This window comes from Paenibacillus lentus, assembly GCF_042714055.1.
GTDB lineage: Bacteria > Bacillota > Bacilli > Paenibacillales > Paenibacillaceae > Fontibacillus > Fontibacillus lentus_A.
The window spans coordinates 21358-46750 of record NZ_JBHGVC010000001.1 but is presented as its reverse complement, the minus strand read 5'-3'; the positions used below and the strand labels follow the sequence as shown (position 1 = coordinate 46750).

The window sequence follows — 25393 nt, the reverse complement described above, 5'->3', positions numbered from 1 at the left end:
CCCCTCTGTCTTCTCGAGCCTTAATATATTTCCATTATCGGCTTCAAAACCAGGAAGAAAAAGAGTACACTAATGAACAAGGATTTCCCCTTTTCATCGAAAAAGCGAATTTTTACCGCAGTGAGGTGTTTGAAATGCTTACCGAGGAACGATATTTGGCATTACTGAATGAATATGTCGGCAGGGAAAGCCCGGCCGCTTCGATAGCCGAACAGGAGGTTACCCTTCATGAACTGACCAAGCTGTTTCATTGCACGGAAAGAAACGTCAAGCTGATCGTTCGAAAGCTGGAGGAGGAGGAGCTCATTACATGGCACCCGGGACGCGGGCGCGGCATCCGCTCGCGCATCGAATTTCGTGTGCCCCGAGGCGAATTCCTGCTCGAATACGCTAAATGTCTTGCTGACAAAGGTGAATATCGGACTGCATTCGAAATTTTAAATCAATATGATGAGGATCAAGCGATACTCGAGCAGTTTATTAAATGGCTCAATGACCAGTTCGGCTGCAGTGAGGAGCCTATCTCCAATACCAATTGCATCGATTTGTTCCGATTGCCCGTTTACCGAGCGCCGCTGACGCTGGATCCGGCCAATTTATTTCATAGCTTTGACGCTCATTTGACACGGCAAATATTCGATCGGCTCGTACAATATGAATCCGATGAGAATTCCAAGGTCGTGCCTATGCTTGCCCATCATTGGGAAAGTAATAAAGACGGCACAGAGTGGGTATTCCACCTACGCAAAGGCGTTCGTTTCCATCACAGGCGCGAGCTGACGGCAGAGGATGTTGTGTTTACCTTTAATCGGCTTAGGCAGCATTCGATAAATGACTGGCTGCTTTTAACGATGGATCGCATCGAGGCTGTAAATGCCATCACGGTAAAAATCGTTTTAAAGCAGCCGAATTGGCTGCTCCCGCGCATGCTCTGCTCTGCGACTGCAGCTATATTGCCTGCTGATTTAGTCAGCCAGAATGAGGAGAAGTTCTGGGAATTGCCCATTGGAACGGGCGCTTTTCGGCTTACGCATTGGAGCTCGAACCTCATCAATATGTCCGTGAACAAGGATTATTTTCTAGGAAGAGCTTATTTGGATGCGGTTAGCATTGTCATCTTACCCGAAGAGATCCCCCGCTCGGCTCGGCTAAAATGGGAGAAGCTCATCGACAACGAGGCTCGTTTTCCAACCAAACCGGAGAGCGACTGGAACCATATTGAGGGCTTATGGAAAAACTGCAGCTTGGTTACCTGGAATCGCAACAAAAGCGGCCCGCAGCAATCTCTATCCTTCCGTCAGGCTGTAAATCTCATCATCGACCGGACGCAATTGATTCATGATGAACACCAGGGGATTCCGGCACGAAGCTTTCTGCCACGCGACAGCAGCTTTGCTAGCGGCGTATTTCGCTATGATCGGGACGCTGCCCTTCAACTGCTCCGGGAGTCCGGTTATGATGGAGCAACGCTTGTACTAATTTCAACCGTTCATGAGCGCGAGGATGCCGAGTGGTTTGCCGAGCAATGCGCTTCCGTCGGGATTAACATCCGGATCAAGTATGTAAGCAGCAGCGAATTTGCCAAGCAGGACATGGGTTCCCAAGCCGATTGCATCTTGACCTGTCTCGGCTTTGCCGATGACGAGATATGCCAGTTGGAGACGTATCTTCAAAGCCAGAGCTTCCTCTATCAGCACATGGAGCAAAATTTACGCAAATGGACTCATGGCATGATCGACGATATTTTGGCAGCGACGTCCCCGGAGGAGCGCAGCGCCCTTTTTCAACAAATCGAGTTCCGGCTGCATGACGAAGCCCAATTCTTGTTTCTCGTACACCGAAAAGTCAATACCTACGTCCATCCTTCCATCCGCGGACTCGGCATTAACCGGCTGGGCTGGATGGATTTCAAAGACATCTGGTTAACCACGCCGATCTGTGATTGTGACGGCTAATCGGCCAAATGCAATAAAGGGAAAGCATCCTTAAGATGCCTTCCCTTTTTCCATCGCCAAATTATTTAAATACTTTCATACGGCTTTCGATCGGATTGAACTGCTTCTCACCCGGCTCTGCAACCGGCTTGCCGAACGGCATTTGAGCGATCAGCTTCCACGAAGCAGGAATATTCCATTCAGCGCTAACCTTCTCGTTGATCAGGGGATTATAGTGCTGCAGCGAAGCGCCGATGCCTTCGTTGGCCAATGCCGTCCATACTACGAATTGCAGCATACCGGAGGACTGCTCGGACCATACCGGGAAATTGTCTTTGTATAGGGCAAACTGCTCTTGAAGGCCTTGAATAACTTCTTGATCCTCGAAGAACAGTACCGTACCGCGGCCGCTGCGGAATGCAGCCATCTTCTCTTCTGTCGGCCCAAAGCTGTCTGCTGGAACAATCGCTCTCAGCGTTTCTTTCGTAAGATCCCATAGCTTATCGTGCTGTTCATGGAAAAGAACTACTGCGCGCGCACTTTGCGAGTTAAAGGACGACGGCGTATGCAGCACCGCTTCAGCAACAATTTCCTCCACGCGTTGATCGGAAATAACCTCTTCCTTGCTAATGCCGTACACACTGCGTCTTACTTTGATAGCGTCCAGAAATTGACTCATTATTCGTAATCTCCTTATCTTTTGAATATTAACTTACTTTTAATAAGCAACTCTGTTTTACATATTACATGATTAAAATAACTATTGCAATAGGAACAATTACTTAACCAATTTCTCCTATTTCGACGCTATTCATTCCCGGTTATCTCGTTTATAATGGGAATAAAATCCAAGAAAGGGGTGATTCCTGGCGTGGCGAGAACAAAGGTGTTCATCAGCTCCGTAAATGAAGATGGAATAAAGCCGCTTCGCCGAGTAGCTTTTCGCGAGCTTGCTTCCCTAGGCCATGATCCTCTGATGTGGGAGGAAAATTTAGGCCCTTGGCCTGCCCATATCGATCCCATTACGAAGTGTTTAGAGGCAGTCGAGGAGAGTGATATTTATTTACTATTTCTTGGGAGCAAGGCCGGCACCTACAATGTTCAGTCGGGAATTACAGTTACCCATATGGAATTCATCAAGGCGCATGAGCAGGGCAAGCTGATTCTCGTATTTGCTGATATAGAAGTCAAAGCCGCCTTTTTCAGCAGGATCAAGCCGTGGATTGACCAGCTTATCGACCGGCAGATCCATGATGAAGAACGATTCCCTTCCCCTTTACATATTATGGATTCTCTAAAGACTAATCATACTATTCCTCAAAATATCGATCCCTATGTATGGTATTTCTTATATGACATGACCCTTCGCAAAATATACATCGACGACTTGTCGCTGGGCGTGCCTATCGATTGGAAGGTTTACTTTAGCGACTTGCTGCGCCGCGGCTCGCTGCTTCTTCCGCTTGAGCAATCCATTGAGCAGAATAGCTCAAGGCTGGAGCAGTTCGACGAGGCGGTCGAATTGCTGTATCAGCTTATCCCGCAGGTGCAAATCACCGGATTTCAACGCGCCGAGGACTTCCTTGCAGTCATTCAATCAAGGATGAGCGGCGGCAGGATCGAGCATAGCTATGGGCCATATGTCGCAGAAACCGTTGGCTTCTATGCAGACTGCTCTGCAGCAACCTTGTATATGCGGGAGGAGGATTCTCTTCATCTATTAGCCAAAGTAGGCAGCGCGGCCGGGTCTCCACGGTACAAATTGGATGATCACAGCTCTTATAATGTATTGACGTACCACAAGGGAGATCATCTGGAGCAGGTCTTCTTCAAAGCATCGAAGAACATGTTTTACTATTGCATGCGTACGGGTAGATTAGTATTGACTCTTCATTTTCCAGCCGATCCGGAATGGGATCATAAGAAATTCATCCACTACAAAGAAGCCGCAAACGATGCTATAATTAGTAAAAATCCTTTAATGATTGAATTTATCAAGCTAATTCTAGGAGGGATGCAGTCGTGAGCACGGGAGTATTCGTTTCGAAGAACGGGAAAGTTACCGAAGCTATAGGCAACCAGCCCAAGGAAGCGCTGCTGTTTGCTCCTTCCCAGAAGAGCTCCTCACAAATATTGCGTGAGCAGCGCACTGCGATGAAGCGCAATAATAAACGAATCAAAGACCGTTTTAATGAAGCAACCAAACGGGTTTGATTTAAACGAATCGCAAAAAGCGACCGAATGCTCCATTGGCGGAGACTACGGTCGCTTTTTTTAAAAAAATCCATATGATTCGGCAGATGCTGATTAGGAAATCAGCTTGAGTCCGACCCGCCCGCTTAACACCATAGCATTGAACAGGACTCGTCTCCAATCCTCGGATTCCCGATTGTTCTGTTCTTGCCACCGCTTTACGAGACTAGCTTTAAACCAATAGCTGCCCCTAATACCATTGTTATAAAAACTATTCTTTTCCAGTCTTTTGATTCGCCATATAAAACCATTCCTAATATTGCTCCACCAGATGCACCAATTCCTGTCCAAATTGCATATGCAGTCCCCATAGGTAATGTTTTCATTGCATATGCAAGAAACAGAAAACTTGCTCCAAATCCAAGAATTAGCAGCACAACCGACTGCCAACTACGATCTCTATGCAATTTATTGATCATTGAAACACCAAACATTTCAAATAAACCTGCTACGACCAAAGAAGCCCACGCCATTAAGATTCAACTCCTTCTTTAACGTTGTCTTTAGTAACTAGTTTCAAACCAATTACTCCTGCTAATAAAACCAAAATCAAAATGAATTTTGCTAGTTTAAATGGTTCACCAAAGAATACGATATCCGAAAAGACAGTTCCGGCAGTACCTAGTCCAACAAAAACCGCATAGACTGTTCCAACAGGCAGTTTTCTGCCAGCCATAATCATTAAATAAAAACTAACGATAATTGCAATAACTGTTCCAGTCCAAGTCCAAAAGTCATCTGCATGTTTTAATCCAATAACCCAAAAAACTTCAAAAAAAGCAGCAATAACTACTTTAATCCAGTTTTTATTCATTCAATTGCACCTCCAATTTTATTCTTTCCCATAAAAAAACAAAAAAAACCGAGAGCTAACTGTTAAACAGTTTCTCCCAGGCTTTTATCCTTCCGTGACACAGACGAGCTGTGAGTTTTCTCTCGGACCAGACTAACATACTTGTTACGGAACCCTAGAAAACATTTAACTTATGAAATTCCCTTAAATTATACACATATTTAGACTTTTTTTCTACATGATAATCCGAACACCCCTTTTTGAATTCATGGAACTCATCTTCTCCTCCCCTTCTCTATCTTTCAACAGGCAAAAACCCGGAAAGATATCGCTAATGATATCCTCCCGGGCTTTTATCCCTCCGTGTCCGCCGGATATTTCCTGCGCGTTCTCTCTTGGACCAGGCCGGCAGCCGAACCCACCGCGGAACCCTAGAGAACAATTGTGACACATATCATACAGGATAATTTTTATTGGGTCAACTGCTAGCCGCATTCATGCGTACTTGTCTTCGCTTCTCGTATAGTCTAACATAATTCCCAGAAGGTATTTTTGTGCTGTTCAGCCTAAATATTATCATATGGATAAAGGAGATTAACGATGACCAAGACCAGACTGTTCTCACCTTACACCATTAAAAATGTTACCTTAAAGAACCGCATTGTCATGTCGCCGATGTGCATGTATTCCTCCTATAACCAAGATGGCAAGGTCACCGATTGGCACCGGGTTCATTATCCCACCCGGGCTGCTGGCCAGGTTGGACTGGTGATGCTGGAAGCGACGGCCGTTACCCCGGAAGGCCGGATCTCCTATCAGGATCTCGGCATTTGGAGTGACGAGCATATCGAGGGATTGCAGGAAATCGTTCGTCTCATCCATCACCATGAGTCCAAGGCGGCGATTCAGCTTGCTCATGCCGGCAGAAAGGCGGAGCTGGAAGAGACGATTATCGCTCCTTCGGCTATTCCTTTTGAAGGGATGAAGATGCCTAAAGAAGCCGGCAAGGAGGATATTGCGCATATCATTTCATCCTTCCGGGAAGGTGCGCGGCGTGCCAGGGAAGCCGGGTTCGACATTATTGAAATTCATGGCGCCCACGGCTATTTGATCAGCGAATTCCTCTCTCCTCTCTCGAATAAGCGTACCGATGAATATGGCGGCAGTACGGACAATCGTTACCGCCTGCTTCGCGAGATCATTGAAGCGGTGAAGACGGAATGGGACGGACCGATTTTTGTGCGCGTTTCCGCCAATGAGTATCATGAGGACGGCAACGCACTGGAGCAATTTATCCAGTTCGCCCGCTATATGAAAGAGCAAGGGGTGGACTTGATCGATTGCAGCTCGGGCGGAGTTGTTCCTGCATCCATCGATGTATACCCTGGGTATCAGGTTAATTTAGCTGACCAAATTCGGAGTCGGGCAGGCATAGCAACCGGAGCAGTAGGGCTCATTTCCAGCGGCCTGCAGGCTGAAGAAATTCTCGGCAATGGGCGGGCTGACCTCATCTTCGTCGGCCGCGAGCTGCTGCGCAATCCTTATTGGCCATTAAGCGCAGCTAAGGAGCTGGGAGCAGTGATTGAGCGTCCTAAGCCATACCATCGTGCATAATCTTCGCTCTTGCGATATTGTGCAAATAAATTCATAACATAAGGCGGTCATGGATCATGACGAAATGGACGGCACAGAACATCCCGGATCAGGCCGGACGCACAGCCATTGTCACGGGGGCAAACGGGGGACTGGGATATATCATTGCGGAGGAATTAGCGCGTAACGGGGCTTATGTCATTATGGCCTGCCGTGACGAAAGCAAAGGCGAGCAGGCAGCCGGGCGGCTTCGAACGAAAATCCCGGGAGCCAAGGTCGAAGTCGCTCGGCTCGATTTAGCGGATTTGTCTTCCGTCCAGGCGTTTGCCGGGAGTGCAGTAAAGGAATACGAGGCTATCGATCTGCTTGTCAACAATGCTGGCGTAATGGCGACACCGCCCCGTCAAACCGCCGATGGCTATGAACTGCAATTTGGCACAAATCATCTAGGGCATTTCGCGCTGACCGGTCTGCTCTTCTCCCGTTTGGCAGCAAAGGCAGGCTCTAGAATCATTACGTTAAGCAGTATCGCGCACCGATACGGCCGAATTAACTTTAAAGACCTTCAGCATGAGCGATCCTACAGCCCGAACCTGGTGTACGGCCAGTCCAAGCTGGCAAATTTATTATTTGCCCTGGAGCTGCATCGGCGCATTCAGCAAGCGGGCTTACATATGCGCAGCATAGCCGCCCACCCCGGCATTGCCGCTACGAATTTGTTCCAGGTCGGCCCGCAAATGAGCGGCAGCCGATCGCAGACGTTATTCTACGGCTGGATTACGCGATATTTGGCCCAGTCCGAAAGCATGGGCGCGCTTCCGGCCTTGTTCGCCGCTACTTCTCCCGATGCCCAAAGCGGACGATTCTACGGCCCCGATCAGCTCGGAATTAAAGGATTTCCGACCGAAGCGTCGGCCTCGATAGCGGCCCGTAATCCCGACACGGCAAGGCGTTTATGGGAGGTCTCTGAGCAGTTAACAAACGTTAGTTATCCTTTTAATCAAAGGAATTTATAAAATTATCATTACAGTCAGAGCATTTAATGTATTCAGGTTGTACAGAAGGAGTTGCTCACAGCATGGATCATGAAAATAAGACATCAAATTCTACTCGTTCTCCCCGCGTACTCATCATGACTGCCGTTGAAGCGGAGCGGGAAGCAGTACAGCGCGGTTTAAACGACGCACCCGGGTTCGAAGTACGCCTGGCAGGTGTCGGGCCAATTGCGGCTGCAGCCAATACAGCGGCGATTTTGGCTACAGCGTCTGAAGGAGCAGCGTACGACCTAGTGATCAGTGCCGGCATTGGAGGCGGGTTTGCCGAGGTAGCGGAAATCGGCTCTGTCGTCATAGCTACCGACATTATTGCCGCAGATTTGGGCGCGGAATCGCCGGAAGGCTTCCTCAGCCTGGACAAGCTCGGCTTCGGCTCCTCCCAAATCAAAGCCGATGCCGTACTGTCCAGAAGATTGACCGAAGCCGCTGCTGCTGCCGGCATCAGAGTCTGCTCCGGGCCGGTATTGACCTTATCTACCGTGACGGGCTCGGCACCCACAGCCCATTCGCTCAGCCTCCGCATACCGGGCGCTGCCGCCGAAGCGATGGAAGGGTACGGCGTAGCACTCGCTGCACAGCATCTTCAGCTTCCCGTTCTTGAAATAAGAGCCATCTCCAATCCGGTTGGCCCACGCCAGCGCGAGCTGTGGAGAATCAGCGATGCATTATCAGCCCTGGAACGAGCTTGTTCCTTATTACCGGAGGTACTGCAATGATGAAAATAGCATTTTCCCCCTGTCCGAATGATACTTTTGTATTTCACGCCTGGGCTCATGGACTCATTCCCGGCGCGCCCGGGCTGGATATCACTTATGCGGATATCGATATTACGAACGGACTCGCCGCCAGCGGCAAGGGGCCTGACGTATTGAAAATCTCTTATGCCGCCCTTCCATGGGTTCTCGAGGAGTATGCATTAATTCCATGCGGCGGAGCACTCGGTCGCGGCTGCGGTCCGCTTGTACTTACAGCCGGAGACGAACTCGCGGCTGAAGCTGGGGCAAATACACACCAGACGCCTGATCCGGCATCGCTTTCCGGTCGGCGCGTGGCGGTTCCCAGCGAGCGCTCCACAGCCTACCTATTATTTCGGTTATGGGCAGCCCAAGCGGTACCCGGCGGCATCGGCGAGATTGTCGTGCTGCCCTTTGACCAAATTATGCCCGCTGTACGTGACGGCAAGGTTGATGCAGGTCTGGTCATCCATGAAGCCCGGTTTACTTATCCTTCATACGGCTTGAAGCTAATGCGGGATTTGGGCAGCTGGTGGGAGGAGGATACCGGGCTGCCAATTCCGCTCGGCGCTATTATCGCCAGACGCTCGCTCGATCTGGAAGCCATTGCGAAATGGACGCGGCAATCGGTGCAGTATGCCTGGGCTCACCCGGACGCATCACGGGATTACGTGATGAGACATGCGCAGGAAATGTCTCCGGAAGTCACCGAAGCCCATATCAGCCTCTATGTGAACAAATATACGGAATCTTTAGGCGAGGACGGTTATGCAGCCGTTACGGCCTTGCTTGGCCGGGCTGCCGGCGAAGGCCTCGTTCCAGAAGTGCCAGCGAGCCTACTGCGTTAAAATAACAAAAGAAAGAGCCGAGCTCTCGAATGCTGATATCGCATTGCGAGAAGCCTCGGCTCCTTTCATTTTTACCGTTGCTCAGACCTGCCCCCAAATCGCTTCCGATAGCCGCATTTGCGGCACAGCTCCTCCACCGCAGTCCGGCGCGAGAAACCATCATAGAGCCGATTGGCCCGCTCCCCTTCAACAATTTCCGAAAATGGCGTCTCATAGACATTACCCAAATTAATAACGCCTTCTCCGTCGAGGCAGCACGGGATGACCGTCCCGTCCACGAGGATGCCCGCTTGATTTCGAAGCGCATGGCAGAAGCCGTGACCGTCGTCCTCCTCTGCCCTCAAATCGGGCCAATCGAACTCGTGATCCTGATTCAAATATACCCGTTCAGCAAGCTTGATTCCGCCGCCGGGAACGACCCGTTCCTCGATTTGATAATCAAGACCAAATTCCTTCTCGATCATTTCCAAAGTGGCCCGGTTGCGGCTGCGCTGCAGATTAGTCTCATTATTTTTATCCAAATTCCATAGCCGGAATGAAACAATCAGCTCCGATGTACTGACCGCCTGTCTCACGAACGATAAAATATTCTCAATATAGCCTTCCCGATCTGTTGAACCCTCATGGCCATCAAAGCTGTGCAAAGAGAAATTCATTTGTCTCAGGGCAGGCTTGTTGATGATTTTCGGCCAGGCCTTTCGAATTAACGTTCCATTTGTCGTGATATTGACCTTGAAGCCCTTCTCATGGCTTAAATCAAGCAAGGTATCGATCTTGGGATGCAGCAAGGGCTCTCCCTTAACGTGAAAATAAATATAGTCTGTGTGCGGCTTTACCTCGTCCAGCACCTTCTCGAAATCCTCGACTTTGATAAACTGGGATTTCCGTTCGGTCGGCGGGCAAAAGCTGCAAGCCAAATTGCAAATGCTGGTCGTTTCAATATAGAACTTTTTGAATTTTTTCATCTTTGTCTTATTCCTACTTGTCTAATAATATTTGCGCATTAAAGAGGAAACGGCGTATCCGTTGGTTCGGCATAACCCTCCTGGTATTTCTTTTATTGCTGCATTGCTAGCTCTATTCTATCTCAAAACCTTATCAAACACCTAGCGAGTTTTATATTTCTTGTTTACTCTTTAATTTGAACGTACTGTTCTTACAGCAGGGACAGCCTTCATTTTTTAACGCTTCGATCGTCTGATATTCCCCGTCCATTCCTACCCGGATGATTTCCGCGCATTCTAAACAGCAATACGTTCTTCGAGTACGCTTTACTTCGCCAGTATATAACGCATCTTTAAATCTGTCCGTATATTCGGGTACGGTATGATCCGTGGTCTTAAGAATAATCATTTGGCTTCGATTGGCTATCATTTCGGCTCCTTCATACTCATTGAAATGGGGCAGCGTACTACCGACAGTGAGGCCCATCCGAACGAGTTCCCTTTGCATGGCCAGCATGAAATCAGGCGATTTATGTGCAAAGGATAGGAAAATGGGCAGGCCTTTCTCACTACGCAATGCGCTGATTCCACGAGAAAGGAATAAGCTGGCTCCTTGAAGCGTATACGGTGGATCTGTAAAGAAAGTGTCAAACTGCCCATACATATCAGAGGGCAGAGGTTCGCGTAAATCCACATGACGGCAAGTAATCGGCAGGTTCTCCCGATCTGCAATCATCCGAATATAATCCAGAAAACGATCATCAATATCGACAACCTCAATTTTTGCTTTTGATTCGCTGATTCCCGGAAACAGGTGTTTAAGAAGAAAGCCGAGCGATACACTCACAAGATCATCATCGCCGACGCACAGTATCCGTTTGCCAATCAGTGCATGATTACGCAGACAGAGAATCGCCCTGCGCATACTCGTTTCAGGTGTGCATTTGGATTGATCGATCTGCACGTTAACCTGGGGCCGGGTATTAAAAATTTCCCTCCATTCGTGCCATTCCTTCTCCTGAGTAAGCTCACTGAGCTCTACCCCTTCCTCTATCTTCATGAATTTCCTGTATAAACTCCGGTCAATATCTTGATAGCCTCCCGTCTGCTCCATCCAGCTCCTGCCTAAATTGGTGCAGACTACCCCTTTTTCCTGCTTAAGAATGCTTGATTTAATCAGTTCCTTCTTGATGGCCGCAGCTACAGGAAGCGGCAGTGTAAGCTGGCGTGCCAATTCTTTCGTGGAAATACCGGGGCTCATATAACATTCTACCAACATTTGCTCGATGATTCTTGGGCCTTCTTGAAGCTTAACCTTTGCATATATTTCATTCACTAAATCTTTCATTGCTATTTACCTCTTTTCATTGTATTGGAAAAACAAAAAAAGGTAGAAAATGAACATTAGCGTTCATCTTCTACCCTGAATACCCGCGATATACCGAAAAAGGCCATGCAGAGTGCACGGCCAGGATCGCAGTTAACTGGATTTGGTCGATGTCCTATGTTCTTAACTAATCGAGTTCTCCCAAAATAACATGGACAAACAAACCGCCTAATAAGCAGTTTTTAATCCAAGCCCTGGATTGAACTCTATACAATTAATTAGTTAAGAACTACCGCGGACATCAAGACATCCCCTATAATTAAATTTATAACATTATAACATCCCGTCCATTCCAAATCAATCCTTGGGACGACGGAATTTGAATGCGCCTCTTCTGCTGCCGAGTCTTGTATCCGGCGGAATGCTCAGCAGCGAGCTCTTGGAGGCGCCGATTTGCTGTGAGCTATATATGCCGCTATGGCCGGAGAAGACATAGCTGACAAGACAGGCAATGAATAAATACACCGCTCCTTCCGAGCCAAACAGCTCGATACCCATAATGAAGCAGGCGATTGGCGTATTGGCTGCCCCGCAGAATACCGCGATAAATCCGAGAGCGGCCAGAAAAGGCCCATATAGATGAAGCCACCCGGAAAGGGTATGCCCCAGGCTTGCCCCGATCGCAAATAGCGGGGTCACCTCTCCACCTTGAAATCCCGAGCCCAGCGTCACCGAAGTGAACAGCAGCTTGCCGAGGAAAGCAAACGGTGAAACTCCCTCGCCAAAAGAATCGGCGATCAACGGCAGACCCAGCCCCAAATAATCCCGGGTTCCGGTCAAATAGACCATGGCGATAATGAGACAGCCGCCGACTGCACTTTTTAACACGGGATTTGCAAATAAGCGAGTAAACCCTCTTTTTAAATAATGGGTCAGTTCGCTGAATAAAAGACTGGTCCACCCAAATAAGATGGATGCAAAAACAATCTTAAGCAGCACGATACCAGATAAAGCCGGGATTTGCCCCATATCATAAATATGATGCTGCACACCCCATAGCCCTGTAGTCACCAGATGTCCTACGAAGCTTGCGGCAAAGCAAGGGATGAGCGCGCGATAGCTGATCAAGCCGAGTACGGCTACCTCTAATCCGAACATCGTTCCGGCCAGCGGCGTTCCGAATACGGAGCCGAAGCCTCCGCTAATGCCGCACATCAATAAAATTCGGCGATCCTGCACATCCAGCCTGATGAGCCTGCTGAACCAGTCCGCCAAGCTCCCCCCCATTTGTACGGCGGTTCCCTCCCGCCCAGCCGAGCCTCCGAGCAAATGTGTCGTCAGGGTTCCAAACAGTACGAGCGGAGCCATTCGAAGCGGAATTCGTTCATTTCCGTTTTGGATTTGCTCTAAGATCAGATTATTGCCCTGGGCACTGCTTTTGCCCCACTTCATATAAGCATAGCTAACCAAGGCTCCCCCGATGGGCAGCAGCCACAGCAGCCAAGGCTGTGCTGACCGCCATTGGGTAACGGCATCCAGACTAATTAGAAAAATAGCAGAAGCTGTACCGGTAAGCAGTCCGACAACGCTGCCAAGCATAATCCATTTCAAGAATGAACCGGGAAAAGCGGCAGCGCCCCTAATTTCTTCTGCCCATTTCATTTTCTTATCTCCATGATCGCAAGGTAATGTTTCATGATCGGACTTCAACTCAAATCCTCCTACGTAGATAACTGCCGATGAAACAAAAACTCCTACCAGTGCATAACAAAATAAGCACTGGTAGGAGTCATCAGCCTCATCGGCGGTTATGGCGAACTCCATCGCCTTATCATTATACAATTACGTCGGAATTATTGTATATCAATTGTATCCCCGGCGTCAATCATCCCTGCATTAGAGTATGGGCCAACCTATAAATCCAGGTAAACCAAACCTCTGCCTCTGCATATGATGAATGAAATCGGTTAGAAAAGGTGATTCTCTTGGCAAGTTTTCGTAAAGCTTTTCAGGTCAAACAGCGGTTATCTGCCCGATTGCTGAAGCAGCGCGGCATACACGGCATTGGCGTAGGATTATGCGATCCATCCCGGCCGAAGAAAGGTGCTGCAGTCATCCTATACGCCAGCGCTTTAGCTGCTGCCGCAAAAAGCAGCAAGAAAAGCACCCGGCAGAAGCAGGCCTTGCACCCTGCTAAGCTGCGGAGCAAAGCAGGTGTGCCCATACGAATCGTGCGATCCACTAGCTTTCATAAACACGGCAGCCCTCCGAGCAGCCGCTTCAGAACAAGAATCCGGCCGGTGATCGCAGGCTACAGCATCGGTACCCCTGATACTTCAGGAACAGCGGGATTAATCGTAACCGAGGGCTCCGGAAGAAATCGTTATATCCTTAGCAACAATCATGTTCTCGTCAATGAGAACAGCAGCCGCTGCTCCAAAACGCTCCAGCCGGGCGGAGCTGACGGCGGTACGGTAAGCAAAGACCTCATCGGGGAAATGCATCGATTTGTCAGGCTGAGCAAAAGAAAAAACAACTACATTGATGCCGCAACGGCTAAGCCGCTGCAGCGCTCACTGCTCAGCCCCCGCTATGCTGAATTCGGAACCGTTCCAGGTCATTTGCGTTCCTATCGCATCGGAGATCAATTCAAAAAGGTCGGCCGCACAACCGGCGTTACGACAGGACAGGTAGAATCCATTCATACGGACATTCGAGTCGGTTATGGCCCGTACGGTAACTTAGGGACAATTATCTTTAAAAACCAAAGTGTCATTCGCGGTAAACGTCCAGTCTCATTAAGCGGCGACTCCGGATCTGTCTGGTTGACCCGGCGCAAAAATTTGGCGGCCGCAGTCAATTTTGCCGGCTCTGAGGACGGCTTTTTATCGATATCTTATCCGATAGAATGGTTTATGCAAGTGTTCGGCACCCAAGTTGCCCTTCCCCCGCATAAGCGTAAACAAAACCAATCCGTAAGGTCTAAGCGGCTCCTTCCCCGGAATTATTTGTACACTCAGCCTTTGCCGCCCAAGCTGCTGCGTACCCTCAAGCCTATACGCGGCAAACGATGCAGTCATGAGAATTGCAACTGAAGCACCTAAAAATAAAAGAGGAGCTTATATCCCCAGTCGAGAATAAGCTCCTCCGTTCATTATGACAAATCGATAAGTTATTATTCCATAAAGTCCTTCAAGCGTTTGCTGCGGCTTGGATGTCTCAGCTTGCGAAGCGCCTTGGCCTCGATCTGTCTGATCCGTTCCCGGGTAACGCCAAACTCCTTGCCTACCTCTTCAAGCGTTCGCGTCCGGCCATCATCCATCCCGAATCGCAGGCGAAGCACGTTTTCCTCGCGCTCGGTCAGCGTATCTAACACTTCCTCCAGCTGCTCCTTCAGCAACTCGTACGCCGCGGCCTCTGCGGGAGCTAAAGCGTCGTGATCTTCAATAAAATCGCCTAGGTTGGAATCATTCTCTTCACCAATAGGCGTCTCAAGGGATACCGGTTCCTGGGCGATCTTCATTATTTCCCGTACTTTTTCCGGTGTCAGTTCCATTTCCTTGGCAATTTCCTCCGGCGTCGGCTCTCGGCCAATCTCTTGAAGAAGCTGACGGGAAATACGGATCAGCTTATTAATAGTTTCTACCATATGAACCGGAATTCGAATTGTTCTGGCCTGATCGGCTATCGCTCTAGTAATCGCCTGGCGTATCCACCAAGTGGCATACGTACTGAACTTGAAGCCTTTCTTGAAATCGAATTTCTCAACCGCTTTAATCAGACCCATGTTCCCTTCCTGGATCAGGTCGAGGAACACCATTCCCCTGCCTACATATCGGCGGGCGATGCTAACAACGAGACGCAGATTGGCTTCAGCCAGTCTGCGTTTTGCTTCTTCGTCTCCCTGCTCTATTCGCTTGGCGAGCTCGATTTCTTCCTCTGCCGACAAGAGCGGCACCCTGCCGATTTCCTTTAAGTACATGCGTACAGGATCATCAATCTTTATGCCTGGCGGTAACGTCAGGTCATCTGTATATTCTGATTCAGTATGAAGCTTCAAATCCTCTGTCACGATTCAGACCCCCACCCATGAAATGAAATACAACTTATCTCGATTCTATAATTCGTTTGACAATTGCCAGCTTTTATGCTATTATAAAAACGATCCTAAAATGATTTAGTATCATTTGACTACCCGTCATTTTAACATATAAATAATAAATAATCAATCAATGGTTTTGTTTATTTGATGCAAATAACGCTGATCCCTTATGGGTCGGCGTTTTTTAGTGGACGGTGATTTTAGGATCAACGAATCAGACCCAATTCTCTGGCCTGATCCTCCGTCAGAATGAACTGTTCCTTCTCCCATACCTCATCATCCTGATCCAGCCCAAATGCCTTCATCACTTTCAGCCATATCCCTTTCTCAACCGCCTCGCTCTGCGTGATGACAATTTTCATGCCAGGGTCAGCTCCTTGTACCTAGGTATTTTACGGCCTAATATTTAAATATTTAATAATAGTTTAGCCAACTAATTACTTTTGAAACTACTCCGTGGATGAATATCTCCAAATAAAACAACCTCTCCTATTTGTAATCGCTTACAATTCATTCTATGTAAAATTGCTATCAGGGACAGATTCAATTCTAGGTTTAAAGCCACTTTACCGTATGTTTATAAATCAATGTATCTCTTTCTAACTTTTTCGACAAAACACAACATTCCAATCCATTTTTATACCCAAAAAAAGAAGGTTGAAACAAAGATTAAAGAAAATCATACAAAAGCCCTACGACAAATTACGACAAAAATGTTTAATTATATGATATAGTACAGTTATAACCATTTATTTCATGTAATTTTCATATGGTAAAGAAAAAATAGGAGGTAGGGCCTGGAAGTAACAGCATATCATGAAACCATTTAATCTTCCCACCACCATAGTCCTATTTTTGTGAATATTCTATTATTAAAGGAGCTGGACAACATGAAATTACCCCACATTCCTTCTCTCCGGCGTCTATTTTTACTACTGCTTAGTAGCATGATCATATTCGGCACAATAAGTTCCCCCACTACAACCCAAGCTAACGCAACCGGCAAGCTTCCGAAAGCGACTTGGCTGTGGCATACTAAACTGATTGAAACGCAGACAGATGAACTTCTATCCTTCTCTGCCACAGAAGGCATCCACCTCATTTATTTGCAAATCAGTACACGGGTAGATCTACCTCATTACAAAAATTTTATCTCCAAAGCGAATGCGCTCGGCATCCAGGTTCATGCCTTGAACGGAGCGCCGAACTGGGCGCTGGAATCTAACCGGTCTCAGCTGACAAGCTTCATGAATTGGATTAGAAGCTATCAGATGACGGCTGAGGAAGATGAACAATTCACGGGCGTTCACGTAGATATTGAGCCTTATCTTTTGAGCGAGTGGAAAAGCGATATCAATAACGTCATTAAACAATGGCAAGCCAATGTTCTGTATCTCGTTCAAGAGTCCCGCAACTTAGGACTTCCTATCGCTGCCGATTTACCTTTCTGGTTAGATAAATATGCAGCAAGCGATTCGAAAATGTCTTTGAGCTCTTGGATGATCTCCAAATTTGATTCCGTCACCCTAATGACTTATCGCGACAGCGCCAAAGCTGTTATAGATCTGGCTAAACAGGAATTGCAGGAAGCTGAAGCTTTGAACAAACGCATATATACCGGCGTAGAGACCAAGTATTCCTCCGAAGGAGACCATGTTACCTTTTATGAGGAAGGATATGATTATTTGAATGGACAGCTGCTGCAGTTGGATCAGCTGGGAAGAAACTACCGTTCCTTTGCAGGCATCGCCGTACACGATCTCGTCGGAACGATGGATTTGGCTGGCCGGAGCGAGCCGTAATATCACAAGGCAATAGCATATTCAATTGCAAAGCTCTGTCCAATTTCAGAATGAACGACTTTCTGAAATGGACAGAGCTTTTTTAGTCCTATTAAATACGGTCCATTTAAGGCTGTTGCCCTTCTATTTTTTGAGCCGCTACAATGAATGTTGTAAACGTTTGCAAATAAAGCAGCGGTGTTGATCCCGCGGAAAGAGAGGGATTTACGATGTCCTATTACGGTAGCAGGCGGAAACCACGCGTTCTCCCTTTACTGTCCAAATGGTTGGTAATGATGCTCGTCGTCGGTATTATACCGTTGTTCCCTGTACAAAAGCTGCCATTGGCGTGGGCCGATTCCCAAATTACGATTGATTCTCACACCGATGGCCAGCAAGTGGATTCGGGAATGGTTACCATTTCGGGTCACTATACGGACGTCTACGATATTAAACTGATCGTAAACGGACTCAAGCAGCTCGATACGCACATGAGCAATTTAAGTGGAACTGAGACGGGCACATGGTACGCTGAATTAGATACAAGCCAGTATCATGGAGAAATCAGCCTCGTTGCTCGCGGACTAAATTCGGAAACTAGATACGGAGTAACAACTCCGCCCAAATCGATTGAGGTCGATAATCCCTCTGTCTCTCCTCCTCTTGTCCGTATTGATCAGCCTTTCGACGGCTCCCTCGTCGAAGGACAAATCCCCGTGACATTATCCGTCTATGCAATCAACCCGGTTCAAGCAGTAGATGTTAGAATTAACGGCGGCCCCTGGAGTGCTGCAGAAGCTGTTGGCGAGCATTATGAGTATATTTGGGATGCGGAGACCGCCCAGAATCGAACCTCAAGCATTGAAGCTAGGGCAATCGATGAATTTGGCAATATCGGTCGAAGCTTGACGGTATACGTGAGAAACGGCGAAATTATACAGGAAGAAATCATTTTGGATCGTCAGGATCGGGCCATATGGATTTGGGAAAAGGCCGCCTACAATTTATTCCTTAATCCCGGCTCACGTACTGCGCTGAAAGCATTCGCAGACGACACGGAAACCTTTAACTCCGATTCCGTAACTACCTTCTACCTTGGCGTATACCCCTATGAAGGCGTAGATATTCTCGAAGAGGAAACCGAAAAAGTTCGAGATTTCATAGCTTGGGCCCACGATAACGGCTATAAAGTTCATGCCTGTATCGCCGGGGGAACGGTACCTCCATATTTCGGAGCTTTAACGCCGTATCACGAGCTGGCAATCAGAGAAATGGAAAAGGTCATTAATTACAACTTATCCTCCTCCGCCCATGAGCAATTTGACGGCGTGAACGTAGATATCGAGCCTTATATTTTGCCTGATTTCAGGTTGCAAAAGCCTTCGGTACAGCTTCAATACCTCGATATCATGGAACAGTTGGTAGCCCGAAGAGATACCGCCGGCATCGCTCTGCCTTTCGGCCCGGCTATTCCAAGGTGGTTCGACAGCAACGACCCGGCTAAGGATATTACGTGGAACGGCGAAACAAAATGGCTGTCTGAACACATTCAGGACATGAGCGATTATATTACGATCATGGATTATCGGGATACAGCTGATGGAAGCGTCGGAATTATCGCCCACGCCCAGGGTGAAATCGATTATGCCAATCGGATTGGCAAGCCGAATTCGGTCATCATTGGCGTGGAGACGCTGGACATCGCCAACAGCGGCGATCCCGAGTCCATCACCTTCCGAGAGGAAGGCCGCACTTATATGGAGAGTGAGCTAGACAAAGTGTATGCCTGGTTCAACGGAAACCCTGCCTTCGGAGGTATCGCGATGCATCACTATGATTCCATACGCTGGCTGCCTTCAGCCTGGGGGCCTGGAGGAACAAAGTGGGAGGTAACGCCCGAGGATGTAACGCCACCAACAGGCGTCAGTATACAGCCGGAGGCTGCAGCGTTTGATTATCAGAGCATTAATATCAGCTATGGTCGAGCCTTTGACGATTCGGATGTAGAGGATTACGTCATTTACCGAAGCACCGAGCCCGATTTCGAGCCCGACGCATCGAACATCGCCGGCCAGTCTCGCAATTTAACCTATAAGGATCGCGGGCTGCTCCCTGACACGACATACTACTATAAGGTTGCGGCTAAAGATATCAGCGGCAATGTCGGCCCCGCATCAGAAGCAGCCTCAGCGATTACCACAGGCACAAGCCTTCGCCCAATGGTCATCAACGACATGAGCATCGTTCGCGACGGCACGCGCTCGAAAGTAACGCTAAAAGTATGTGATTACGAAACTGGAGAAGAAATCATAGCCAGGGTATACGGACGATTCACTTTTAACGGAGGCAGGTATGTTGAGCTTGCCCCGGATGCTAACGGTGTCCTGTTCGCCCATTCAGAGTCCTTGCCTGCTGCTGCCGGCGAAGTCGGCTTCTGGCCGCAGCGTGTTCTGTCCGGCGACTATTATTGGGCATCTGCCTATGATCATCCGCGAACAGTTGCAGTAAGCTGGCCTAGTCCGTGATATGGATGCCTCCCCAACGAGTCTTTCATTAAATCAATGATTTAAAGATGCAGCAAGCTCCCTTGGATTTCCCTCCTTGGGAGCTTGCTGAGATATTTTTATATACCTGTATCCTCTTAATTGTCAGGCAAGCTTTGCTGCCCGTACAAGCGCAGCTGCATTTCGTTCAATTTCTTCAAAACGACCTTCTTTAACGAGCGACATGTTAACTATGCTTCCGCCTAACCCCACTGCAATTGCACCCGTTTGTAGAAACTCATGAATATTATCGAGCCGCACTCCTCCCGTTGCAACCATCGGAATATGGCTGAGCGGCGCACGAATCTCACGCAAATAAGCAATCCCTAACGAGGCCATGGGGAATATTTTTACCGCAGTAGCTCCCGCATGCCAGGCTCGGACGATTTCACTTGGCGTCATTGCCCCGGGATAGACATCTATCGATTGCTCGCGGGCATAGTTGACAACCGACTCATCTAAATTCGGAGCTATTAAATATTCTGCCCCCGCTGACACGGCCTCCCTGGCCATGTTCAAATCGAGAACCGTGCCAGCCCCGATGCGCATCTGCTTGCCGTATTGCTCACGCCAGCGTGATATCATGGCTAAAGCACCGTCACTGTTCAACGTCGCTTCCACAAACACCACGCCAGCACGAGCCAATGCTTCGATCAACCCATCTGCCCGGTCTTTCGGGACATGGCGAAGAATCGCGATGATTTTCTCTTTTTTTAACTGTTCAAACGCATTGCTCATCCTGTTCACCCCTCGCTTCAAAACGTAACATGTTCCATCCATGAATTCAATCCTTAGCTGACCGTCTGTCATTATTTAGGAAAAATGTGACTCCAGCGCCCAAGTCAGTTATAATTTAGAAGGATGTCAACTATGTTCATTGAGGTGATTAATATGAAGCTGACCTATTTAGGACATTCTTCCGTTCACATCGACACTGGCGAATACAAGCTGATCATTGACCCGTTCCTAACAGGCAATCCGGTCGCTACTGTGTCCGCAGAAGAAATTAAGGCAGATTACGTATTGCTGACACACGGCCATTCCGACCATATCGGCGATGCCGAAACCATTGCGCGGAGCAATCAATGCCCAATCATTGCCATCGTGGAATTAGCCGATTTCTTTGCGGCCAAGGGAATTGAGACGATCGGCATGAATCTCGGGGGCTCCTGTTCATTTCCGTTCGGCAAATTGAAATTCACCCCAGCCCTGCACAGCTCCTCTGTCCAAGTGGAGGGAACGAACATTTATCTCGGAAATCCTGCGGGGATATTGCTCGAGCTGAATGGGTTTACCGTCTACCATGCCGGGGATACGGCTTTATTCACTGATTTGCAGCTGATTGGCACCCGCCACCGGGTCGACCTGGCCTTTATCCCGATTGGCGACTTCTTTACGATGGGGCCGGAGGATGCTTTAACTGCAGCAGAATGGATCGGCGCCCGCCATATCGTGCCTATTCACTATAATACCTTTGATCTTATCCGCCAGGATGGCGATCTATTTGTCAGTGAACTCAGCAAGCTCGGCATAACGGGCCATGCCCTTAAACCGGGCGAGAATCTTCAGCATCATCAATTAAGCTTATAATGGAAGGCAAACAACAATAGCCCCTCTCTTCCGAACCGGAAGAAGGGGCTTTTCCCTGCTGGTGCTAATCTGCCAGCTCTTGTCCTTTGGTCTCCGTTCCCAGCCATAACACCGCTGCAGCGCCAATGAGAATGGTCACAAAAAATATACCGAAAATATAACCAACCTCAAAATGCCTTGCGACGAGCATGCCCACCATATACGGTGCAATAATCCCGCCGACACGACCGAATGAAGCGGCCAGCCCCACTCCCGTTGATCGCACGCCGGTGGGATACAGCTCTGGCGTGTAAGCGTACATCCCGCCCCAGGCGCCAAGATTAAAAAACGACAAGCAAATGCCGGCAGCGATTAATGAGCCTTCCGTCGAAGCCAGGCCAAACCACGCTGCACTGACAGCCGTAAGCGCCAAATAGAGAACGAGGACAAATTTCCTGCCGAACTTCTCGATAAAATAGGCTGCCGTAAAGTAGCCGGGAAGCTGAGCCAGCGTCATAATAAGCACATACTCGAAGCTTTTGACCAGACTGAACCCTTTGATCATCATGACCGAAGGCAGCCACAGGAACATGCCATAGTATGAGAAAACGACAGTAAACCACAGCACCCACAGCATAATCGTTGACCGGCGATGAGGCTTGGCCCATACCGATTTGAACCGATGACGAAACGACAGCGATTTTCGGCGATCCTGCGCAGATTGCTTCATGAATCGTGGCGGATCCTCAATGGCGCGGCGTAAGTAAAGAGCATATAAAGCCGGTAAACCGCCGATGATAAAAGCCGCTTGCCAGCCGTATTTCGGAATCACGAAATAGGCGATCAAGGCCGAAGCAATCCAGCCTGCCGCCCAGAAGCTCTCCAGCAGCACGACCGCCCTTCCCCGATCCTTGGACTGCACCGACTCTGATACAAGCGTAGAAGCGACGGGCAGCTCCCCTCCCAGGCCAAAGCCCGCAATAAAACGCAGGATGCACAGAATGGTAAACCCGGTTGCCGCTGCCGACAAGCCCGTTGCGATAGAGAATATCAGCAAAGTCCATAGCAGAACCGACTTTCGTCCATATTTATCGGCCATGTATCCGGCGATGGCCGCTCCAAATACCATGCCGATCGAGTTAATACTCGTAAAAAGACCGGTTTGCTGTGGCGATAATTGCCATTTTATACTTAAATCAGCGATAATAAACGACAGAATTCCGACGTCCATCGCATCAAACATCCAGCTCAGCCCCGCACTCATCAGCAGCTTACGCTGCTTCGGCTGCCGGATCGTCTCCAATAAGCTCATTCTTTTCCACCCCTGCACGCTCGATTATGGTTTCTCTTTCTTAAATTAATATGGGTTAATAATAGCAAATAATGACTTTTTTCGCTTAAAAACTTCAACTCACCCGTTACTTCTATGTAAAACCATGGTACTATTGAGGATATTGTGCTATATTTTGCAAATCTTTTTTAAAAGGCAGGATGATATTTATGGGGTACAATTATAACCCAAGTCCGGTTCCTTGGTACTATGTGTATCAAGACGTCATCAAGGGGCCCGTAACCATTGAACAAATGCAAAGGGATTATTACATTCACCGTGAGCTGCAGCCGAATACCATGGTTTGGACCGAAGGCATGGCAGAATGGGCACCGTTGTCGTCAACCGAGCTGATTCATCATATTATGTTTGCGCCAGCCAACGACACGCAAGCTAGCCAGAGCCGTCCGCAGCATAATACCACATATACGAATGCAACGAATGCGGGCTCGGCGTACACCGGTGCATACTCAGGCTCAGCACAGCCACCAACGGGTTACCCTGCGGCGGGTCAACCATCTGCACCGTACGCCTATGCGGGAAATCCGGCCAGGGCTCACATACCTCCCATGCAATACCCGCTGCAAAAAGCTAACAATACATATATGTGGATGATCGTCGCAGCTTGCGGTATCGGATCGCTGCTGAATCTATTAATTCGCGACTCTGCGGCAGAAGGTGTCCTTGGCTTTTTGATAACGATCACCTTGCTCGGATTATATGCTTTGTTCTGTGCTTTGGATAAAGGTGAACTTAAACGCTCAGGCCATCGAACCACATCCGTCTGGTGGTTTTTGATCGTACCAGTCTATATGTTCGTTAGAGCCTACAGATTACGCCAATTCCCTTCATATGCCATTGTTTTTCTCGTGATCAGCTTTGTCGTCGGCTTCTTTTTTGGCTTTATCTCTGCTTTTGTCAGAGCGTTCTAATCATCAGCCTGTGAAGCTGAATTCAAAAGAGCTGTCCCGCAAGCAGTTCAATCTGCCCCTGGGTACAGCTCTTTGCTTTACGCTAACGCTAGATGATAAATATGCTGAGGCCCGATGGGGCCATCCATCCATTTTCCTTCATCCCGAAAGCCTGCTGCCAAATATACAGCCTGGGCTGCCTTATTACGTTTATTTACGGCCAGAACGATTTCATTCCTTCCCGGGAACTGGGATTTTATAAAATCGGGCAGCTGAAGCATCGCTCTTTTGGCGAAACCCCGACCTTGATGCCGATAATCAATTGAAAAGGATCGCAGGAGCATGGCACCAGTATTTGTGGTAAAGCTCGCGATATCCGGCCCTTCATCTAAAATAAAAAAGCCAATAGGTCTCTGTTCGAATATAATTACCACGGGATATCGATCCTTGTCCCGGATCGCCTCTTCCAGTACGTCTTCGGGCAAGGCGCTGAACTCGATCTGGCCATCGGGAAGCTCAAAGCCCTCCAATGCCTCGCGATCCGTCGACAGGTATAAACGTAAAGTTACTTTACTCATAATAAAATCCGCTTAATCGCTCCCTACCCTCCTGCCCATAATAACGAGGTCTCTCTCGATTCCATCCAGATTGGCCACCCGCGGCAATAGCGCCCACTGCTCGAATTCGTACTTGCGCAGCAAGTTCAGGCTGCCGGCATTATGGGCAAACACAAATCCCAACAGCGTCTTCACGGCAATTTCCGGACATGCCGCAATGGCCTTTTCGATTAAAAGACTGCCAATGCCTTGGCCTCGAAATCTTGAGGATATATAAATGCTAATTTCGGCCGTGCTGTCATAAGCAGGCCGGCCGTAAAAGGACTGAAAGCTAAGCCACGCGATCACCTGATCGCCCTTTCCCTGCGCTGAGCTTGTCCCATCCGTCATCGCAGCCTTCATTACCCAAAGCGGCCTCGCATCGGGAGTATGCTCCTCAAACCATTTCAACCGGCTTTCCACCGTAACCGGCTGCAGATCCGCCGTAACCATTCTGCTCTCAATCGTCTCATTGTATATAGCTACGATCTGTGGCAAATCTTCTATTTTTGCATGCTCAATTCCAGCATTGTTAGAACTCCTAACTCTCCATTTCCTAGCCAACCCTAGATAGCAAATAAGCTTAGAAATAGCTAGCCTGGACGGCTAGCCTTGGATTAATTTCTTATACATTTTAATGACGCTGAAGTGCATGCCCTCATGATAAAGGCTAAAGTTCAAAAATCCTTCAACCGTTTCGAGCGTGAACCCCGAAGAAGTCTTATATGGCTTATTTACGCTTTCCTCCAGCTTTCCCGAAAGCAAAGAAGCGATTTGCTTAGGCTGCTGCTCCAGAATCTCAATGAGTTCAGCGAGCTTGGGGACATCCTCCGTCCAATTTTCCGGAGAGGTTCCGTTAGCGAACAGGCTCTTATATTGCGCAGGAATCATTGAAGGCCGACCGGAGAGCTGAAATGCGAATGCATCCTGGACAAGGGCAATGTGACCCAAGTTCCAGCGAATATGGTTACGAAATCCGGGTGGAATAATATCGGCTTGCTCCTCCGATAGATCGCTAACCATTTTTAAAGTCTGACTGCGAACGAATTCCAATTGACTAAAAATAATTTCTCCCATGAT

General features: G+C 48.4%; 25 protein-coding genes and 3 riboswitches. Of the genes, 12 read left to right on the top strand and 13 right to left on the bottom strand.

What is annotated here, in order from left to right; all coding sequences use genetic code 11:
• Positions 1 to 134: 134 nt before the first annotated feature.
• The gene (locus ACE3MQ_RS00200; RefSeq protein WP_379389395.1) at positions 135 to 1955 is read left to right on the top strand and encodes an ABC transporter substrate-binding protein; all 1821 of its coding nucleotides are present in this window, start codon (positions 135 to 137) and stop codon (positions 1953 to 1955) included.
• A 61-nt stretch (positions 1956 to 2016) separates the two neighbouring features.
• Here the strand turns inward: ACE3MQ_RS00200 and ACE3MQ_RS00195 are convergent, their stop codons facing one another.
• Entirely contained in the window at positions 2017 to 2613 is a 597-nt protein-coding gene (locus tag ACE3MQ_RS00195) for a nitroreductase family protein (RefSeq protein ID WP_379389393.1), read from the bottom strand.
• Between the two features lie 192 nt (positions 2614 to 2805).
• Here ACE3MQ_RS00195 and ACE3MQ_RS00190 point away from each other — a divergent pair, with 192 nt between their 5' ends.
• Together ACE3MQ_RS00190 and ACE3MQ_RS00185 are read left to right on the top strand one after the other, a co-directional pair.
• On the top strand, positions 2806 to 3960 hold the full coding sequence (locus ACE3MQ_RS00190; RefSeq protein WP_379389391.1) for a DUF4062 domain-containing protein: 1155 nt from the start codon (positions 2806 to 2808) through the stop codon (positions 3958 to 3960).
• Entirely contained in the window at positions 3957 to 4148 is a 192-nt protein-coding gene (locus ACE3MQ_RS00185) for a hypothetical protein (protein WP_379389389.1), read from the top strand. Before ACE3MQ_RS00190 ends, ACE3MQ_RS00185 begins: the two co-directional genes overlap by 4 nt.
• A gap of 197 nt (positions 4149 to 4345) precedes the next feature.
• Here the strand turns inward: ACE3MQ_RS00185 and ACE3MQ_RS00180 are convergent, their stop codons facing one another.
• Both ACE3MQ_RS00180 and ACE3MQ_RS00175 read right to left on the bottom strand, forming a co-directional pair.
• Positions 4346 to 4660 (bottom strand): DMT family transporter, encoded by a 315-nt coding sequence (locus tag ACE3MQ_RS00180; RefSeq protein ID WP_379389387.1) that lies wholly within the window; start codon positions 4658 to 4660, stop codon positions 4346 to 4348.
• The gene (locus ACE3MQ_RS00175; protein WP_379389385.1) at positions 4660 to 5001 is read right to left on the bottom strand and encodes a DMT family transporter; all 342 of its coding nucleotides are present in this window, start codon (positions 4999 to 5001) and stop codon (positions 4660 to 4662) included. The genes ACE3MQ_RS00180 and ACE3MQ_RS00175 overlap by 1 nt, the downstream gene beginning before the upstream one ends.
• A 71-nt stretch (positions 5002 to 5072) precedes the next feature.
• A riboswitch (guanidine-I (ykkC/yxkD leader) is annotated at positions 5073 to 5170 on the bottom strand.
• A gap of 150 nt (positions 5171 to 5320) precedes the next feature.
• Positions 5321 to 5426: riboswitch (guanidine-I (ykkC/yxkD leader) on the bottom strand.
• A 154-nt stretch (positions 5427 to 5580) separates the two neighbouring features.
• Between ACE3MQ_RS00175 and namA the strand changes: the two genes are divergently transcribed.
• The 4 genes from namA (at position 5581) to ACE3MQ_RS00155 (ending at position 9210) form a co-directional block, all read left to right on the top strand.
• Complete coding sequence (gene namA, locus ACE3MQ_RS00170; protein WP_379389383.1) at positions 5581 to 6594, top strand: NADPH dehydrogenase NamA; 1014 nt, start codon at positions 5581 to 5583, stop codon at positions 6592 to 6594.
• A 56-nt stretch (positions 6595 to 6650) separates the two neighbouring features.
• The gene (locus ACE3MQ_RS00165) at positions 6651 to 7589 is read left to right on the top strand and encodes an oxidoreductase (protein WP_379389381.1); all 939 of its coding nucleotides are present in this window, start codon (positions 6651 to 6653) and stop codon (positions 7587 to 7589) included.
• A gap of 62 nt (positions 7590 to 7651) precedes the next feature.
• Positions 7652 to 8344: a futalosine hydrolase gene (locus ACE3MQ_RS00160; protein ID WP_379389379.1), complete on the top strand. Its 693-nt coding sequence runs from the start codon at positions 7652 to 7654 to the stop codon at positions 8342 to 8344.
• On the top strand, positions 8344 to 9210 hold the full coding sequence (locus ACE3MQ_RS00155; RefSeq protein WP_379390667.1) for a 1,4-dihydroxy-6-naphthoate synthase: 867 nt from the start codon (positions 8344 to 8346) through the stop codon (positions 9208 to 9210). Before ACE3MQ_RS00160 ends, ACE3MQ_RS00155 begins: the two co-directional genes overlap by 1 nt.
• 71 nt (positions 9211 to 9281) lie before the next feature.
• Here the strand turns inward: ACE3MQ_RS00155 and ACE3MQ_RS00150 are convergent, their stop codons facing one another.
• From ACE3MQ_RS00150 to ACE3MQ_RS00140, 3 genes are all read right to left on the bottom strand, one after another.
• The gene (locus ACE3MQ_RS00150; protein WP_379389377.1) at positions 9282 to 10175 is read right to left on the bottom strand and encodes a radical SAM/SPASM domain-containing protein; all 894 of its coding nucleotides are present in this window, start codon (positions 10173 to 10175) and stop codon (positions 9282 to 9284) included.
• A gap of 151 nt (positions 10176 to 10326) precedes the next feature.
• Positions 10327 to 11502: a bis-aminopropyl spermidine synthase family protein gene (locus tag ACE3MQ_RS00145; protein ID WP_379389375.1), complete on the bottom strand. Its 1176-nt coding sequence runs from the start codon at positions 11500 to 11502 to the stop codon at positions 10327 to 10329.
• 336 nt (positions 11503 to 11838) lie between these two features.
• Entirely contained in the window at positions 11839 to 13143 is a 1305-nt protein-coding gene (locus ACE3MQ_RS00140) for a voltage-gated chloride channel family protein (RefSeq protein ID WP_379390665.1), read from the bottom strand.
• A 114-nt stretch (positions 13144 to 13257) separates the two neighbouring features.
• Positions 13258 to 13318: riboswitch (Fluoride riboswitch) on the bottom strand.
• A gap of 148 nt (positions 13319 to 13466) precedes the next feature.
• Between ACE3MQ_RS00140 and ACE3MQ_RS00135 the strand changes: the two genes are divergently transcribed.
• Complete coding sequence (locus tag ACE3MQ_RS00135; protein ID WP_463139878.1) at positions 13467 to 14576, top strand: hypothetical protein; 1110 nt, start codon at positions 13467 to 13469, stop codon at positions 14574 to 14576.
• 80 nt (positions 14577 to 14656) lie between these two features.
• On the opposite strand, the gene rpoD is transcribed toward ACE3MQ_RS00135, so the two are convergent.
• Together rpoD and ACE3MQ_RS00125 are read right to left on the bottom strand one after the other, a co-directional pair.
• A complete protein-coding gene (rpoD, locus tag ACE3MQ_RS00130; RefSeq protein ID WP_125083657.1) occupies positions 14657 to 15553 on the bottom strand; it encodes an RNA polymerase sigma factor RpoD in 897 nt (298 codons plus the stop codon).
• A 236-nt stretch (positions 15554 to 15789) separates the two neighbouring features.
• Positions 15790 to 15945 (bottom strand): hypothetical protein, encoded by a 156-nt coding sequence (locus ACE3MQ_RS00125; RefSeq protein ID WP_379389371.1) that lies wholly within the window; start codon positions 15943 to 15945, stop codon positions 15790 to 15792.
• A 528-nt stretch (positions 15946 to 16473) separates the two neighbouring features.
• Between ACE3MQ_RS00125 and ACE3MQ_RS00120 the strand changes: the two genes are divergently transcribed.
• Both ACE3MQ_RS00120 and ACE3MQ_RS00115 read left to right on the top strand, forming a co-directional pair.
• Positions 16474 to 17385 carry a hypothetical protein gene (locus ACE3MQ_RS00120; RefSeq protein ID WP_379389369.1) on the top strand — a complete coding sequence of 304 codons (912 nt, stop codon included), beginning with the start codon at positions 16474 to 16476 and terminating at the stop codon, positions 17383 to 17385.
• Positions 17386 to 17594: 209 nt separating this feature from the next.
• A complete protein-coding gene (locus tag ACE3MQ_RS00115; protein ID WP_379389367.1) occupies positions 17595 to 19889 on the top strand; it encodes an Ig-like domain-containing protein in 2295 nt (764 codons plus the stop codon).
• A gap of 123 nt (positions 19890 to 20012) precedes the next feature.
• On the opposite strand, the gene ACE3MQ_RS00110 is transcribed toward ACE3MQ_RS00115, so the two are convergent.
• The gene (locus ACE3MQ_RS00110; RefSeq protein WP_379389366.1) at positions 20013 to 20645 is read right to left on the bottom strand and encodes a bifunctional 4-hydroxy-2-oxoglutarate aldolase/2-dehydro-3-deoxy-phosphogluconate aldolase; all 633 of its coding nucleotides are present in this window, start codon (positions 20643 to 20645) and stop codon (positions 20013 to 20015) included.
• A 153-nt stretch (positions 20646 to 20798) separates the two neighbouring features.
• Between ACE3MQ_RS00110 and ACE3MQ_RS00105 the strand changes: the two genes are divergently transcribed.
• Positions 20799 to 21497, top strand: a complete 699-nt coding sequence (locus ACE3MQ_RS00105) for a metal-dependent hydrolase (protein WP_379390663.1) — start codon at positions 20799 to 20801, stop codon at positions 21495 to 21497.
• 64 nt (positions 21498 to 21561) lie between these two features.
• On the opposite strand, the gene ACE3MQ_RS00100 is transcribed toward ACE3MQ_RS00105, so the two are convergent.
• Positions 21562 to 22788 (bottom strand): MFS transporter, encoded by a 1227-nt coding sequence (locus ACE3MQ_RS00100; RefSeq protein WP_379389364.1) that lies wholly within the window; start codon positions 22786 to 22788, stop codon positions 21562 to 21564.
• A gap of 188 nt (positions 22789 to 22976) precedes the next feature.
• Here ACE3MQ_RS00100 and ACE3MQ_RS00095 point away from each other — a divergent pair, with 188 nt between their 5' ends.
• A complete protein-coding gene (locus ACE3MQ_RS00095) occupies positions 22977 to 23738 on the top strand; it encodes a DUF4339 domain-containing protein (protein WP_379389362.1) in 762 nt (253 codons plus the stop codon).
• Between the two features lie 77 nt (positions 23739 to 23815).
• On the opposite strand, the gene ACE3MQ_RS00090 is transcribed toward ACE3MQ_RS00095, so the two are convergent.
• From ACE3MQ_RS00090 to ACE3MQ_RS00080, 3 genes are all read right to left on the bottom strand, one after another.
• A complete protein-coding gene (locus ACE3MQ_RS00090; protein ID WP_379389360.1) occupies positions 23816 to 24295 on the bottom strand; it encodes a GNAT family N-acetyltransferase in 480 nt (159 codons plus the stop codon).
• A 12-nt stretch (positions 24296 to 24307) separates the two neighbouring features.
• Positions 24308 to 24811 (bottom strand): GNAT family N-acetyltransferase, encoded by a 504-nt coding sequence (locus ACE3MQ_RS00085; protein WP_379389358.1) that lies wholly within the window; start codon positions 24809 to 24811, stop codon positions 24308 to 24310.
• Between the two features lie 108 nt (positions 24812 to 24919).
• Positions 24920 to 25390, bottom strand: a complete 471-nt coding sequence (locus ACE3MQ_RS00080; RefSeq protein WP_379389356.1) for a DinB family protein — start codon at positions 25388 to 25390, stop codon at positions 24920 to 24922.
• Between the last annotated feature and the right edge of the window lie 3 nt (positions 25391 to 25393).

Coding starts and splice junctions, on each gene's coding strand:
- ACE3MQ_RS00200 (WP_379389395.1), top strand. CDS start 135: ATGCTTACCGAGGAACGATATTTGGCATTACTGAATGAATATGTCGGC.
- ACE3MQ_RS00195 (WP_379389393.1), bottom strand. CDS start 2,613: ATGAGTCAATTTCTGGACGCTATCAAAGTAAGACGCAGTGTGTACGGC.
- ACE3MQ_RS00180 (WP_379389387.1), bottom strand. CDS start 4,660: ATGGCGTGGGCTTCTTTGGTCGTAGCAGGTTTATTTGAAATGTTTGGT.
- ACE3MQ_RS00175 (WP_379389385.1), bottom strand. CDS start 5,001: ATGAATAAAAACTGGATTAAAGTAGTTATTGCTGCTTTTTTTGAAGTT.
- namA (WP_379389383.1), top strand. CDS start 5,581: ATGACCAAGACCAGACTGTTCTCACCTTACACCATTAAAAATGTTACC.
- ACE3MQ_RS00165 (WP_379389381.1), top strand. CDS start 6,651: ATGACGAAATGGACGGCACAGAACATCCCGGATCAGGCCGGACGCACA.
- ACE3MQ_RS00160 (WP_379389379.1), top strand. CDS start 7,652: ATGGATCATGAAAATAAGACATCAAATTCTACTCGTTCTCCCCGCGTA.
- ACE3MQ_RS00155 (WP_379390667.1), top strand. CDS start 8,344: ATGAAAATAGCATTTTCCCCCTGTCCGAATGATACTTTTGTATTTCAC.
- ACE3MQ_RS00150 (WP_379389377.1), bottom strand. CDS start 10,175: ATGAAAAAATTCAAAAAGTTCTATATTGAAACGACCAGCATTTGCAAT.
- ACE3MQ_RS00145 (WP_379389375.1), bottom strand. CDS start 11,502: ATGAAAGATTTAGTGAATGAAATATATGCAAAGGTTAAGCTTCAAGAA.
- ACE3MQ_RS00140 (WP_379390665.1), bottom strand. CDS start 13,143: ATGAAATGGGCAGAAGAAATTAGGGGCGCTGCCGCTTTTCCCGGTTCA.
- ACE3MQ_RS00125 (WP_379389371.1), bottom strand. CDS start 15,945: ATGAAAATTGTCATCACGCAGAGCGAGGCGGTTGAGAAAGGGATATGG.
- ACE3MQ_RS00120 (WP_379389369.1), top strand. CDS start 16,474: ATGAAATTACCCCACATTCCTTCTCTCCGGCGTCTATTTTTACTACTG.
- ACE3MQ_RS00115 (WP_379389367.1), top strand. CDS start 17,595: ATGTCCTATTACGGTAGCAGGCGGAAACCACGCGTTCTCCCTTTACTG.
- ACE3MQ_RS00110 (WP_379389366.1), bottom strand. CDS start 20,645: ATGAGCAATGCGTTTGAACAGTTAAAAAAAGAGAAAATCATCGCGATT.
- ACE3MQ_RS00105 (WP_379390663.1), top strand. CDS start 20,799: ATGAAGCTGACCTATTTAGGACATTCTTCCGTTCACATCGACACTGGC.
- ACE3MQ_RS00100 (WP_379389364.1), bottom strand. CDS start 22,788: ATGAGCTTATTGGAGACGATCCGGCAGCCGAAGCAGCGTAAGCTGCTG.
- ACE3MQ_RS00095 (WP_379389362.1), top strand. CDS start 22,977: ATGGGGTACAATTATAACCCAAGTCCGGTTCCTTGGTACTATGTGTAT.
- ACE3MQ_RS00090 (WP_379389360.1), bottom strand. CDS start 24,295: ATGAGTAAAGTAACTTTACGTTTATACCTGTCGACGGATCGCGAGGCA.
- ACE3MQ_RS00080 (WP_379389356.1), bottom strand. CDS start 25,390: ATGGGAGAAATTATTTTTAGTCAATTGGAATTCGTTCGCAGTCAGACT.